The 14322-nt window shown below is 33.8% G+C and carries 10 protein-coding genes and 1 pseudogene; 7 read left to right on the forward strand and 4 right to left on the reverse strand.

All coding sequences use genetic code 11. The features are described 5' to 3' along the window. Window positions 1-33 precede the first annotated feature (33 nt). Entirely contained in the window at window positions 34-345 is a 312-nt protein-coding gene (locus MUA60_RS12785) for a DUF485 domain-containing protein (RefSeq protein WP_243560166.1), read from the forward strand. Further along, window positions 342-1889 (forward strand): annotated as a pseudogene (locus tag MUA60_RS12790) (solute symporter family protein). Before MUA60_RS12785 ends, MUA60_RS12790 begins: the two are co-directional and overlap by 4 nt. Before the next feature lie 206 nt (window positions 1890-2095). Here the strand turns inward: MUA60_RS12790 and MUA60_RS12795 are convergent. From MUA60_RS12795 to fdhF, 4 genes are all read right to left on the reverse strand, one after another. Next, window positions 2096-3223, reverse strand: coding sequence for an FAD-dependent monooxygenase (locus MUA60_RS12795; protein ID WP_262648504.1), 1128 nt, complete (start codon window positions 3221-3223; stop codon window positions 2096-2098). Window positions 3224-3328: 105 nt separating this feature from the next. Then, window positions 3329-4114, reverse strand: a complete 786-nt coding sequence (locus MUA60_RS12800) for an N-acetylglucosaminidase (protein WP_394812725.1) — start codon at window positions 4112-4114, stop codon at window positions 3329-3331. Between the two features lie 105 nt (window positions 4115-4219). Continuing rightward, entirely contained in the window at window positions 4220-4690 is a 471-nt protein-coding gene (locus MUA60_RS12805) for a helical membrane plugin domain-containing protein (RefSeq protein WP_037589089.1), read from the reverse strand. Continuing rightward, on the reverse strand, window positions 4690-7629 hold the full coding sequence (gene fdhF, locus MUA60_RS12810; RefSeq protein ID WP_262648506.1) for a formate dehydrogenase subunit alpha: 2940 nt from the start codon (window positions 7627-7629) through the stop codon (window positions 4690-4692). The genes MUA60_RS12805 and fdhF overlap by 1 nt, the downstream gene beginning before the upstream one ends. Window positions 7630-7849: 220 nt before the next feature. Here fdhF and MUA60_RS12815 point away from each other — a divergent pair, with 220 nt between their 5' ends. The 5 genes from MUA60_RS12815 to MUA60_RS12835 all read left to right on the forward strand — a co-directional run bounded on the left by MUA60_RS12815 (window position 7850) and on the right by MUA60_RS12835 (window position 14141). Further along, the gene (locus tag MUA60_RS12815; protein WP_262648508.1) at window positions 7850-9295 is read left to right on the forward strand and encodes a carbon starvation CstA family protein; all 1446 of its coding nucleotides are present in this window, start codon (window positions 7850-7852) and stop codon (window positions 9293-9295) included. Between the two features lie 333 nt (window positions 9296-9628). Next, complete coding sequence (locus tag MUA60_RS12820) at window positions 9629-10927, forward strand: D-serine ammonia-lyase (RefSeq protein ID WP_262648510.1); 1299 nt, start codon at window positions 9629-9631, stop codon at window positions 10925-10927. Further along, entirely contained in the window at window positions 10924-11856 is a 933-nt protein-coding gene (locus MUA60_RS12825) for a DMT family transporter (RefSeq protein WP_262648511.1), read from the forward strand. The genes MUA60_RS12820 and MUA60_RS12825 overlap by 4 nt, the downstream gene beginning before the upstream one ends. A 24-nt stretch (window positions 11857-11880) precedes the next feature. After that, entirely contained in the window at window positions 11881-12342 is a 462-nt protein-coding gene (locus MUA60_RS12830) for an NUDIX domain-containing protein (RefSeq protein ID WP_262648512.1), read from the forward strand. 326 nt (window positions 12343-12668) lie between these two features. Beyond that, complete coding sequence (locus MUA60_RS12835) at window positions 12669-14141, forward strand: catalase (RefSeq protein ID WP_262648514.1); 1473 nt, start codon at window positions 12669-12671, stop codon at window positions 14139-14141. Window positions 14142-14322 lie beyond the last annotated feature (181 nt).

Genomic DNA, 14322 nt, shown 5'->3' on the forward strand with positions numbered 1-14322 from the left:
ATTTTTACATCTATAAATAAGGGGGTTATGAGTATGGCAGAGCATGATTTCAAGCGTTTAGCAGCAGATCCAAAGTTTAAAGAACTTCTGAAAAAAAGAAATAGTTTTATATTTCCTATCTCTATATTCTTTATTTTTGCAACGCTCCTATTTCCAGTACTGACTGGTTATACAAATATCTTGAATAATATTGCATTTTGGAATATCTCATGGGCATGGATTTACGCTTTATTATTATTCATTATGGTTTGGACACTTGTCACTTTGTACATGCGAAAAGCAAAATCTTTTGATAAAGATGCTGAGGAACTATTAAAAGCATATAGAGAGGAGCAGAACTTATGAATGTCATCGTTGTTGTTATGTTTTTAATATTTGTCGGGATCACATTGTTTATTACATATTTTGCATCTAAAAGAACGCAATCAGCAAATGACTTCTACACTGCTGGTGGTGGCTTAACAGGTTGGCAAAATGGTTTAGCAATTGCAGGTGATTATTTATCTGCCGCTTCATTTTTAGGTATAGCAGGTGCCATCGCATTATGGGGGTTTGATGGTTTCTTCTATAGTATTGGTTATTTAACAGCTTATCTTATTGTGTTATACATCGTAGCTGAGCCGTTAAGAAATCTTGGTAAATATACTTTAGCAGATATGATTGCAGCACGATTTGAATTAAAAAAAGTAAGAGCTATGGCTGCAGTTTCTTCTATTACAATAGTTATTTTCTATATGCTTGCTCAGCTTGTAGGAGCAGGTGCACTTATTCAATTACTATTTGATATACCTTATACACTCGCTGTTGTTCTAGTTGGTATTATGATGACCATCTACGTATTATTTGGTGGTATGACAGCAACAAGTTAGGTACAAATGGTTAAAGCGGTATTACTTATGATTGGTACTGTGATTATTTCATTTTTAGTGTTATTACATTTTGACTTCAATCTTTCTACGATGTTTGGTGAAATGCATAACGTTAAGTCATCTGAATTCAAAGGTGAATTTATTAATCCGGGTTCACAAGGTAAACCACCGTTAGACAACATCTCATTAATTATTGCGTTACTCTTTGGTACAGCTGGGTTACCACACATATTGATGCGATTCTTTACAGTTAAAGATGCTAAAACAGCAAGATCTTCTGTAATGTGGGCAACATGGATTATCGGTATTTTTTACATTTTAACGATATTCCTTGGATTTGGTGCAGCAGCATTATTAACACGTGAAGAAATTATTGCGGCTAACCCTGCAGGTAATATGGCAGCTCCATTATTAGCAGCAAAATTAGGTGGAGATTTCTTAATGTCGTTCGTTTCTGCCGTAGCATTTGCTACGATTTTAGCAGTAGTTGCAGGCTTAGTATTAACAGGCGCGTCTGCATTCGCACATGATATTTACGGGCAAGTTATTAAAAAAGGTAAAATAAGCGAACGCGAACAGATGAAAGCAGCAAAATTAGCTTCATTAACCGTTTCAGTTGTATCTATTATATTAGCCTTATTTGCTCAAAATTTAAACGTAGAATTCTTAGTATCATTAGCATTTTGTGTCGCAGCAAGTGCTAACTTACCTGTCATTGTATTTACGATATTCTGGAAGAGATTTAATACACACGGTGCCATCACAGGAATAGCTGTCGGTTTAATCGTGTCACTTGTACTCGTTATACTAAGTCCAAATGTCATGAATCCAGCAGGAACAGCATTTATTACAATGTCTCCTATATTCCCGTTATCAAACCCTGCAATCATATCAGTACCAGCAGGCTTTATTGGTGCATTTTTAGGAACATTCCTAGGTAAATCAGAATCACATGATAAATTCCAAGAAGTTCAAGTTAAATCAGCAACCGGTATATCAACTTCAGATATTACACATTAAAAATTCGATAGTATTGTAGTAGTATTTAGGGACAGAATTCTGAGTAATGTCCCTAAGGAGTGCTGTTAGGGACACAATTCTGAGTAATGTCCGTAATGACACAATCCTAACTACCATTTCTCGGAATTCTGGTAATTAGATCAACCAACTAACGCATTAAATGTCAAAAACCGCTTAGACATCCATCGTGTCTAAGCGGTTTTTTCTTATTTTAATTTTGCTTTTTGTAAGAACTTCACTTTTTTGCTAAGTGATTTTGAAGATTTTTGTTTAAGCATTTTATTTCTTATTTTAATTTTTAAAGTACTTGATGATTGTGCTGCTTTACCGATTTTTCTTGATTTTAAGATGACTTTTTTGGTATGTTTCGTTCTTAATTTATCATATCGTTTTAAATCTGATTCTATATCTCGATCGTTAATTAAATTAACTAATGTTACGGCGTCTTCTATTGCTTGGCCAGCGCCTTGTCCCATGTTCGGTGTTGTTGCATGTGCTGCATCACCTAATAGAACAACTCTGTTTGAAACGAAAGATTTCAATGGTACGAGGTCATACATATCATGATGTAATATGCCTGTTTCTTCTTGTGCATCTAATACAGTTCTTACTTCATTTGGAAATTGATTGAAGTATGCTTGAAGATGTGGTTTCTCAAATGACTTAAATTGCAAATCATTTTCTTTAGCATTCATTGTACAGAACCAGTATAATTCGTTGTCTTTTAAAGGTACAATGCCAAATCTTCCTTTATGTCCCCAATATTCTAAAGTAACATCTTGTTCGATATTTAACTTCTCGTTTACAACGCCTCTGAAACAAGTGTATCCAGCATACTTAGGTGCTGATTTCGGATACAGTTGTGTTCTTACTTTTGAATGTATTCCATCTGCTGCAATTACTAAATCAAATTGTTCTTCTAAACCATTTGTAAAATAAAGTCTCACATCGTCAGCTGTTTGCTTAAATGTTTTAACTTCGTGATTTAAATAAATATTATCTGTTGGTACATGTGTTTTTAAAATTTCATGTAACACTTTTCTATGAATCGTAATATTTTTATGTTCATCTTGATTCATCATTAATGAATTTAAAAATTCATCTAAATCAGATCTAATCTCTATTTTTCTTAATGGCTGGCCTTCTTGCTCAATTGCATAAGCCATTTTATATTGTTTCAATGCTTTAAGGACATTACTTCCAATACCTAAACCGGCACCATCTTGGTCTAAATTGCCACGTTGTTCATATACATAAACTTCATGTCCCGTTTGAGTTAGTAATCCAGCAGTCGTTAACCCACCGATGCCTGCCCCAATTACAGCAATTTTCATTTTGTTCACTACTTTCTTTGAAATAAAAATTTGATTATAAGGTTTATTTTAACATGAATCCTTACATATCTTTACCCCCAGTTCATATTGAACTAGGGGTATATTTTATTTGTAATAGTCTTTATGGACTTTTGATTTTTTCAAATTATGGTCATCATAATAGCCTTCCATAATTTTACCGATACTTGTTGCCCAATTCACATCTGTTGCATATAGGTGTTGTCCAGGATTATAAGGATTCCATCTCATTTTATATAATGTGTCTTGCCCATTGTTAAGATAATCCTTTTTAATAAATTCAGCGCCTCCATTTATAGCTTTTTCTGGAGAAGTCCAACCTTTTTTACGCGCATAACTACTACCCGTTTCCACAGCATCTTGATCAAATGCCCCGATTCCATAAAAATTATAGAATGTTTTACCATTAGACATTTTGACACCACTAGCCAATTCAGAATTACCATTGCCAGTTTCGATAAAAGCATGGCTCATCAAGTATATGACATTAATATCATATTTTTCTTGAGCATCTATAAAAGCTTTTTCTTTACCTTTTAATATGCCTTTATCTTTTAAAATTTCTTTAACTTGTTTTTCTGATACATCTACTTTTTTAGATATATCTATGAATTGAAAGTCTGTCTGACTTTTGTCGATATCCATAAATTTATCGATTTCTTTTTTATCAGCATACACAAATTTATTGTCCTTTTGTGTAACGGCTGGTGCATCACTTTGCGTTTGAATTTCAAGCGCTTCTTCATAAGTATGTGTTTGATGATTTTTAAAAAAAGGAGACTCAAAAATAAATAATAAAACAATAAATATAATAATAATTGTGAGCCCTAAAATTAAAGAAAACCTTTCTCTCAAAAAGTTAATAATATTCACACCTCTTCTATTTGTATAAGCATTGTTACTGTTTTAACTTATCTTATATTTTCTTAAATTTCAACGAAATGTTTTCAAAAAATAAGAGCGAGACAGAAATCTGTCTCACTCTTCTCTACTCATACCTTTTAAAAAGTTCAATAATAGCGTTACACTTTGATTAATTTCTGGATCTTTAAGTGCGCCTAATAAATCTGTTACGGAAGTCTTCTTATAAGGATTAGCCCTATTCGCTACTTTCATACCGTTATTAATTCTTCTCACGAAAGTCGATGTTTCTTCTATATCCAATTCTCCTAATAGAAATAGAACTTGTCCCAGATTTCCTAAAATACCTTCATATTGTTCTTTATTCAGTTCATTGACGATATTTTTCGTAATGATTTTACGTTGCACAATGGCTGCGTGAAATGCATCCAACGCTTCCGCTTCTTCCAGTGCATCGAGTATATCAATTCCTTTTTCAATGGCAATTTTTCGATCTGATAATCGTGATTTAATGTCATTCATATTTTCTTCAATTATATATTCTCTACTTTTATGAATTTTCTTAATCACTTTAACTCTTTCACCCATTATAAATCGCCACCTTTACTAGGGAATGTATAACTTGATTTCGCCCACTTATCTTGTACTCTCACACTAATCTGAGGCTGTCTATTACCAAAACGCGAATTATGTTTAGGTATAGGCGATTGCCCTTTTTTAGTGACAACTTCTAACTTCGCATAATTATCTTTATATGCTGGTGTATTTGTATCTTTATCAACATCACTATCTGTTACAAAGTTAGGTGCGCCTTCATTCTGATCATTTAATGGAATATAAATATTATTACCTGATACTCTATCTGTAACTTGTACATTCACTTCTACTGTACCTACTTTAGAAGTTATTTTAACTCTCGCACCATTTTCGATACCGTGTTCTTCAGCGAGTTCTTTAGAAATTTCACAGAAGTTTCTAGGTAATTTATATTTTAAACCAGGTACTTGATAAGTCATATTACCTTCATGGAAATGTTCTAACACTCGACCATTGTTAACGTGTAATGACATTTCTTTAGTCTTTTTAGATTCAACATTAAATGACAATGGATAAAGTCTAGCTTTGCCATCAGGGAAATTAAATCTTTCTGTATATAATAATGGTGTATCAGTGCCATCATCATTCATCGGCCATTGTAAACTATCAAATCCTTCTAGACGATCATACGTAATACCTTTAACTAAAGGCATGAGTGATTGTGCTTCATACCATATTTCACTAGGATGTTGATAATCCCAATCTGCGCCTAGTGACTGTGCAATTAATTGAATGATTTCCCAGTCTGGTTTAGAATCTCCAAGCGTGTCTAATGCTTTATTGATTCTTTGAACGCGTCTTTCAGTGTTTGTAAATGTACCATCTTTTTCTAATGAAGGAGATGCTGGTAAGACTACATCCGCAAATTCGGCTGTTTTTGATAAGAATAAATCTTGAACGACTAAGAAATCAATTTTCTCAAATGCTGATCTGACATAATTGATATTAGCGTCTACAACACCTGTATCTTCACCTTTAATATAAAGTGAGTGTAATGTCCCTTCATGTATACTATCTATCATTTGATGGTTGTCCAAACCTCTTTCTGAATCGAGCGAAACTTGCCAAGCTTGTTCAAATTTATGTCTCACTTCATCATCAGACACATCTTGATATCCTGGGAATGTGTTAGGCATACTGCCCATATCACTACATCCTTGAACATTGTTGTGACCTCTTAAAGGATAAGCACCTGTGCCAGGTCTCATATAGTTCCCTGTTATTAATAATAAGTTTGAAATAGCTGTACTTGTATCACCACCGATACGATGTTGCGTTACACCCATTGCCCAACAGATGGATAGAGATTCAGTTTCTGCAACTTGTTTAGCAATATGTTTGAGTTCTGTTTGACTAATGCCTGTTAAACTTTCTGCATACTCTAACGTAAATGTATTAAGACTTTCATAATAACTATCAAAATCATTAACCCATTTATTAATAAAAGCTTCATCGTGCCAATTTTGGTCGATAATATATTTTGTAACAGCTGATAGCCAAACTAAATCTGTACCAGGATTTGGTTGATAAAATTTATCTGCACGTTCCGCCATCTCATGTTTTCTAATATCAAATACATATAATTTTTGTCCCAATAATTTATGTGATCGTTTAATTCTACTCGCGATAACTGGATGTGCTTCAGCTGTGTTTGTACCGATAGTAATGACCATTTTAGCTTTTTCTAAATCTTCAATTGAACCGGAATCACCACCATAACCCACTGTTCTAAACAATCCTTGAGTAGCGGGTGATTGACAATATCTAGAACAATTATCGACATTATGCGTTCCGATAACTTGTCTCGCTAATTTCTGCATTAAATATGATTCTTCATTTGTACATTTAGAAGATGAAATAAACGCTAATGCGTCTTTACCATATTGATTTTTAATTTGAGAAAATCTAGTACTAATCACTCTTAAAGCTTCATCCCATTCAACTTCTTGGAAATAGTCTTCTTTTCTAACTAAAGGTTTCGTTAATCTATCTTCAGAATTCACATAGTCCCAGGCGAATTTCCCTTTAACACACGTAGAAATATGATTCGCTGGAGAATCTTCATGTGGTAACACTCTTAATATTTCTCTATCTTTTGTCCAAACATCAAATGAGCAACCTACACCACAGTATGTACATACTGTCTTCGTCTTCTTAATGACATCTTCTCGCATCGCCGCTTCTGAGTCAGAAATCGCAAATAGTGGTCCATATCCAGTTTCAGCTTTTTTAGTGAGTTCAATCATCGAACGTAATAAGCCAGGTTCTTGATCAGTCATATAGCCTGCATTACCCAGCATGTTATTTTCCATCAAAGCATTACAAGGACATACTGTTACACATTGTCCACAGTTCACACAACTTGATTCATCAATCGCGCGATCATTGTCCCAAATAACTCTAGGTTGTTTTCTTTCCCAATCAATCGTCAATGTTTCATTCACTTGTACATCTTGACATACTTCTACACATCTACCACATAGAATACATTGATCTGGATCATATCTATAAAATGCCCCAAAATCTTTTTCATAACCTTTAGATTGAAATGGATTAGATTGATGTTCTAAACCAAATTCACCCATAGTATTATGAATTTCGCAATTTCCATTATTATAATCACAAACTGTACAATATAATTCATGATGTTCAAGCACTCTGTCCAATGCTTGTTTCTGAGCTGATTTCACGGATTCAAGTTGCGTATTCACAACCATGCCATTCTCAATCATCGTACTACATGCACGTTGAAGTTGCCCATTAACTTCGACGACACATGAGTCACACGTTTCAATCGGTCCTAAAGATTCGTTGTAGCATATAGACGGAACAAAGGATAACTTTTCAGCTTTAATAAAGTCTAATAGCCTCATGCCCTCTTCTACAAGAAAATCTTTACCATCAATTGTTATAACCTGATGTTCTTGCATATTGACTACCCCCTCTATGAAATAATGCCCAAAAAAGCCAAATATATTCATGATTAAATGAAACGGCTTACTTTTGATTATAATTTTGTAATTTTACAATTGCAAATAATTGTTACACTTACTATATTAATAAATTTTCAGAAATTTCAAAAATATTATTGATACACTGTAAAATTTTTGCTAATCTATGAATATTCTTAGTTTGAAAGAAGGTTTTACAATGGTTACATTTATTTCTAGTATTATTATTTTAATTTTGGGATATATCTTTTACGGTAAATACGTTGAACGCGTATTTGAAATACATCCAGATAAACAAACACCAGCGTATAGTAAACAAGATAATATGGATTTTGTACCTATGCCTGCTTGGAAAGGATGGATGATTCAGCTGCTTAACATAGCTGGATTGGGTCCGATATTTGGTGCAGTAGCTGGTGCTTTATATGGACCAGTAGCATTTATCTGGATTGTTGTAGGGTGTATCGTTGCTGGAGGTGTACATGATTACTTCTCAGGCATGCTAAGTTTGAGACATGGTGGTGCACAGTTCCCTATGCTTGTACAACATTATTTAGGTAAGATTATTAGAGTGTTCACAGACGTTGTGTCTGTCGTCTTGATGGTGCTTGTTGCAGCTGCATTTGTTGCTGGGCCAGCTCAATTATTATCGAGCAAGACACCTATTTCATTCTTCGTAGCCTTAGTTATCATTTTTACATACTTTATACTAGCAGCTATTCTTCCTATCAATAAAATAATTGGACGTATTTATCCAATATTCGGTGTTATCTTAATCGTTATGGCCGTTAGTGTAGCCGTTGCTTTAATATTCAGTGGTAAACATATTCCTGAAATTACAATTCATAATATGCATCCTAAAGAACTACCTGTTTGGCCATTACTTATGGTGACAATATCTTGTGGTGCCATTTCAGGTTTCCATTGTACGCAAAGTCCGATCATTTCAAGAACAGTTAAAAATGAATCAGAAGGTAGAAAAGTCTTTTATGGCGCAATGATTTCAGAAGGTATTATTGCATTAATTTGGGCAGCAGCTGGTATGACTTTCTTCGGTGGTACTGAAGGATTAGCAGCAAAATTACAATCAATCGGTCCAGCTGGTGTCGTTGACCAAATCTCAATGGAACTATTAGGACCATTCGGTAGTATCCTTGCACTACTTGGTGTCATCATCCTACCTATTACAACAGGTGATACTGCACTTAGAAGTTCAAGAATGATTATAGAAGATTTCATAAGAGATAAAGTAAAAATTAAACCAAAAGTATTAATGATCGCAGCAAGCTTTGCGGTAGGATTACCAGCTTTCTTACTATCAACAATTGATTATTCATTCTTATGGAGATATGTTGGATTCTCAAATCAAATCGTCGCAACCGTTATGTTGTGGGTAAGTGTAAGTTACTTATTAAGATATGGCAAGAAACATCTAGTAGCCGGAATACCAGCGTTATTCATGACAGGAGCAATTAGTGTATATGTGTTATACGCACCTGAAGGATTATCATTACCATATCAAACATCAGTAATTGGCGGTTCAATCGTATTTCTAATTGTCGCTTTATTATATGTACGTGCAATTATTAAACATGCAGATACAAGTAGAATCCCAACACCTACAAGAGATTTATATACATCTTAAAATGTAGAATATGGAGACTTCCGATAATACGTCGGAAGTCTTTTTTATGAGTATGTTGTGTGTGATGTGAAGATAGCGAGATTATTAGTTCCAATTCTGTAGGATTTTGTAATTATAGACGTCTGTAGTTACAATTCGACCGACTTTTGTAATTAACAGACCTAATACATACACCTCAATATCGAAATACTCAATACTTCTATACCTTCTAAACCTTCTATTATTGTTAAAGCTTACAAATATTCGTATATTTTTTATTCTCACAATCTATCTATAATATCCAAACAGTTGTACTATTGTATTAGATCATATTTTAAAAAGGAGAGATTATTCATGTCTATAGACATAAAATCATTAGAAGATAAGTATCCTATTATTTCTAATATTAAAAATGGAGAAGAAATATTCTGGAAAAATCCTGACTATTTAGCGACTACTGATTTACCATTTTCAATGGATGATGTATTAGATGCTGAACAACGATTAGCTCGTTTTGCACCGTATATTGAAGAAGTCTTTCCTGAAACGAAACAAAACAATGGAAAAATTGAATCTCAAATTTTTTCATTAAATCATTTAAAAAAAGCACGATTCAGTCATTTAAAGGGACATTTATTACTTAAAGGTGACCATGCTTTACCTATTTCAGGTTCTATTAAAGCACGTGGTGGCATTTATGAAGTGCTAAAGTTTGCTGAAGAAACGGCAATGAAAGAAACTGATTTTACGATTAATAGTGATTACCGCCTACTCGCTACTGAACAATATCAATCTATTTTCTCTAAATATAGAATTGCTGTTGGTTCTACTGGTAATTTAGGATTAAGCATCGGTATTATGAGTGCCAAATTAGGATTCAAAGTAACGGTTCATATGTCTCAAGATGCTAAAGCATGGAAAAAGGACCTTCTCCGTTCTAAAGGAGTCGAAGTCGTAGAACATGTCCAAGATTACGGTTATGCTGTAAAAGAAGGTCGTAAAGCTGCAGCAGATGATCCTTATTGTCACTTTGTTGATGATGAAGCATCTAAAGATTTATTTTTAGGATATGCAGTTAGCGCGCTAAGACTTAAACATCAATTGAAAGATTTAAATATTCATGTAGATAAAGCACATCCGTTATACGTCTATTTACCATGTGGCGTCGGTGGTGGTCCTGGTGGTGTCGCATTTGGATTAAAACTCATTTATGGCGATCATGTACATCCTATCTTTATCGAACCTACTGAAGCACCTTGTATGACTTTAGGCATGATTACACAGTTACATGATCAAATTTCAGTTCAAGATATAGGTTTATCCGGAAAAACAATTGCAGATGGTTTAGCAGTCAGTCGTCCATCGAAATTAGTCGGAAACATTATGACTTCATTATTATTTGGTTCGTGTACAGTAAATGACCATCAACTTTATCTTTATTTAAAATCATTAAAAGATCATGAAAATATCTTTATCGAACCTTCAGCTACTTCAGGTTTCCAAGGTTTGAAATATATTCATGACTTAAATTATGGTTCTGAAAATGCCACGCACCTCGTTTGGTCAACAGGCGGTAACATGGTGCCAGAAAATGAACAAAAGATTTATTATCAAGAAGCTGTAGATATAGAAAAAAGGGGGTATGAAGATTGATTTTATTAATTATTCTAGGCATTTTAGCAGGGTTATGTGTACCATTACAAACTTCTATTAACACGAAACTTGGTAGTTACACGAAATCACCGATACTTGCATCATTTTATTCATTCTTAATTGGAACAATTGTGTTAATCATTGTGAATACTATTATGAATCCACAAAAATTAACACCTTCATTTATCATGAATCAAGACTTTTCATACGTTTGGTTTACTGGTGGTCTATTAGGCGTCGTCTTTTTAACAGGAAATTTATTATTACTTCCAAGAATTGGTGCCGCATTAACAGTCGTGATGACTGTTTCCGGTCAAATTATAATGGGACTGATCATCGACCAATTCGGATTATTTGATGCTGACATTCATACAATCAATATCGGAAGAATTTCTGGCGTAATTTTGATGTTACTGGGTATATTATTAATGAATTATAAAAAGAAATCATCACGTGTCATTACAACACAATCTAACCATACAAACTATTGGATGATTCTCGGTATTATGACAGGTTGTCTTCCCCCTATTCAAACAGCTATTAATAGTGCTCTTAGATATGAAGTAGATTCATTTTATTTTTCAGCACTTATATCATTCGCTGTTGGGACAATCGCTTTATTTATGCTTTCACTTATTCTTGTTCGTAGAATTCGTTTTAGCTTCCATCAATCCGAACAAGGTACGATTAAACCGATTTACTTTATTGGTGGTGCATTAGGTGTTGTATTTGTTACGACAAACATACTACTTATGCCTGAACTCGGTGCAGCACTTACATTAATGGTCGTTATATTTGGACAAATGTTAATGGGGCTTTTAATTGATCACTTCGGTTTATTTAATACACCAAAATTTAAAATTACAACGAGACGATTAATTGATGCGATATTAGTCTTTGTCGGCATTGTCATTCTTAAATTATTCTAATTTAATAATAAGGAGGTCGTTGTGATGGATCTTTCACTTAAATCTGGCGATGGTATGTTGAACATTAGAGTTGGCGCAATCATCAAAGATAAGCATGGTTATTGTTTTCATTATGATAAAAAACATGATTTTTATGCATTAATTGGTGGCAGAGTTAAATATTTCGAAAGCTCAGACTCAGCTATTAAACGTGAAATCAAAGAAGAACTTAATATTGAATGTGATGATATTTACTTTTTAACAACAGTTCAAAATTTTTTTGAATATGAAAGTACGTCTTATCATGAAATCTTATTTATTTATCATGCTACAATTCATAAATCTATAGAAGACTTGACCATTCCCTTCAATCAAAAAATTAAATATGTATCTTTAAGAGTCTCAGAAATTCCTGAAATTAAACTACTACCTCAAAAAGCAAAAGAAATCATTTTGAAAAGAGTAGATGTCGAGCCACTATTTATAGACAGAGATTTACCTAAATAATATTTATTTCTATTAAGAACGCGAAAAAACGCGTTCTTTTTTTATTATTTATAGTTCTTATAATCAATTAATCTGTCCGATTCTCATTTTAAATAAAATGTTTTCTATTAACAATTTGTGTACAAACCGTAAAATTTAGTCAAAAAGCCCTATATAATGTTTAGTTTTTACACTTTTAGGTTATTATATCTAAATATATAACAAAGTAGCTCCGTAATTCTTTCTGTATTATTTATTCTTTTACTTGTCACTTTGCTTACTTTAAATTATAATTAGTATGAAATTAGAATTATTATAATTAAGAATTCTTGAGGAGGATGTATGATATGAGTAATAAATCAAAACTTACAGGACTTTTTGGTGCGCCAGTATCAGATCGTGAAAATTCATTAACTGCTGGTAAACGCGGACCACTTGCTATGCAAGATATTTATTTCTTAGAACAAATGGCACATTTCGACAGAGAAGTGATTCCAGAGCGTCGTATGCATGCTAAAGGTTCTGGTGCGTTCGGTACTTTTACTGTTACACATGATATAACACAATATACAAATGCTAAAATATTCTCTGAAATTGGTAAACAAACTGAAATGTTTGCACGTTTCTCTACAGTTGCTGGTGAACGTGGTGCTGCAGAAGCTGAACGTGACATTCGTGGTTTCGCACTTAAATTCTATACTGAAGAAGGTAACTGGGACTTAGTTGGTAACAACACACCTGTATTCTTCTTCCGTGATCCTAAATTATTTGCAAGTTTAAACCATGTTGTTAAACGTGACCCTAAAACAAACATGCATAACCCACAATCAAACTGGGACTTCTGGACATTATTACCTGAAGCTTTACACCAAGTTACAATTTTAATGACAGACAGAGGTATTCCAAAAGGATTCCGTAACATGCACGGTTTCGGTTCACACACATACTCAATGTACAACGATGCTGGTGAACGTGTATGGGTTAAATTCCACTTCAGAACACAACAAGGTATCGAAAATTACACAGCAGAAGAAGCTGAACAAGTAATTGCTAAAGACCGCGAATCAAGTCAAAGAGACTTATTCAACGCGATTGAAGAAGGCAATTTCCCTAAATGGAAAATGTACATTCAAGTTATGACTGAAGAACAAGCAAGAAATCATAAAGATAACCCATTCGACTTAACTAAAGTTTGGTTTAAAGACGAATACCCATTAATTCCAGTTGGTGAATTCGAATTAAACCGTAACCCAGAGAACTATTTCCAAGATGTTGAACAAGCTGCATTTGCACCAACAAACATCATCCCTGGTATAGACTTCTCTCCAGATAAAATGTTACAAGGTCGTTTATTCTCATACGGAGATGCACAACGTTACCGCTTAGGTGTTAACCACTGGCAAATCCCAGTAAACTCACCAAAAGCTGCAACAAACGTTTGCCCATTCTCAAGAGATGGACAAATGAGAGTAGATGGTAACCTTGGTAGCGGCATTAACTACTATCCAAATAGTTATGAAGCACATCAATCACAACCAGAATACAAAAAACCAGGTTTAGAACTTGAAGGTGAATTATACGAACACGACTTCCGTGAAGATGACGATAATTACTATGAACAACCAGGTAAATTATTCCGTCTACAATCACCAGAACAACAACAACGTATTTTCCAAAATACAGCAAACGAAATGCAAGGCACTACTGACGAAGTAAAACACCGTCACATCCGTAACTGTTACAAAGCAGATCCAGACTACGGTAAAGGTGTAGCAGACGCATTAGGCATTGATATCAACTCAGTTGATTTAGAAGGATAATATATAAATAGCGTATAGGACAACGAATGTCCTATATGCTTTTTTTATGCATGTCTGAGACATCTCAGTGTCTCAGACTACATTATTATGAAGTTTAGTAATTGAGTATCGCTAACTTCCATTATTTCGAATTGTGGTAATTAGAAAGTACTCATTTACGGACATTTCTCGGAATTCTGTC

It is taken from the genome of Mammaliicoccus sciuri (assembly GCF_025561425.1).
GTDB lineage: Bacteria > Bacillota > Bacilli > Staphylococcales > Staphylococcaceae > Mammaliicoccus > Mammaliicoccus sciuri_A.

What these genes read in the sequence shown, in the direction of transcription:
- MUA60_RS12785 (WP_243560166.1), top strand. Translation starts at nt 34, where the DNA reads ATGGCAGAGCATGATTTCAAGCGTTTAGCAGCAGATCCAAAGTTTAAA.
- MUA60_RS12795 (WP_262648504.1), bottom strand. Translation starts at nt 3,223, where the DNA reads ATGAAAATTGCTGTAATTGGGGCAGGCATCGGTGGGTTAACGACTGCT.
- MUA60_RS12805 (WP_037589089.1), bottom strand. Translation starts at nt 4,690, where the DNA reads ATGGGTGAAAGAGTTAAAGTGATTAAGAAAATTCATAAAAGTAGAGAA.
- fdhF (WP_262648506.1), bottom strand. Translation starts at nt 7,629, where the DNA reads ATGCAAGAACATCAGGTTATAACAATTGATGGTAAAGATTTTCTTGTA.
- MUA60_RS12815 (WP_262648508.1), top strand. Translation starts at nt 7,850, where the DNA reads ATGGTTACATTTATTTCTAGTATTATTATTTTAATTTTGGGATATATC.
- MUA60_RS12820 (WP_262648510.1), top strand. Translation starts at nt 9,629, where the DNA reads ATGTCTATAGACATAAAATCATTAGAAGATAAGTATCCTATTATTTCT.
- MUA60_RS12830 (WP_262648512.1), top strand. Translation starts at nt 11,881, where the DNA reads ATGGATCTTTCACTTAAATCTGGCGATGGTATGTTGAACATTAGAGTT.
- MUA60_RS12835 (WP_262648514.1), top strand. Translation starts at nt 12,669, where the DNA reads ATGAGTAATAAATCAAAACTTACAGGACTTTTTGGTGCGCCAGTATCA.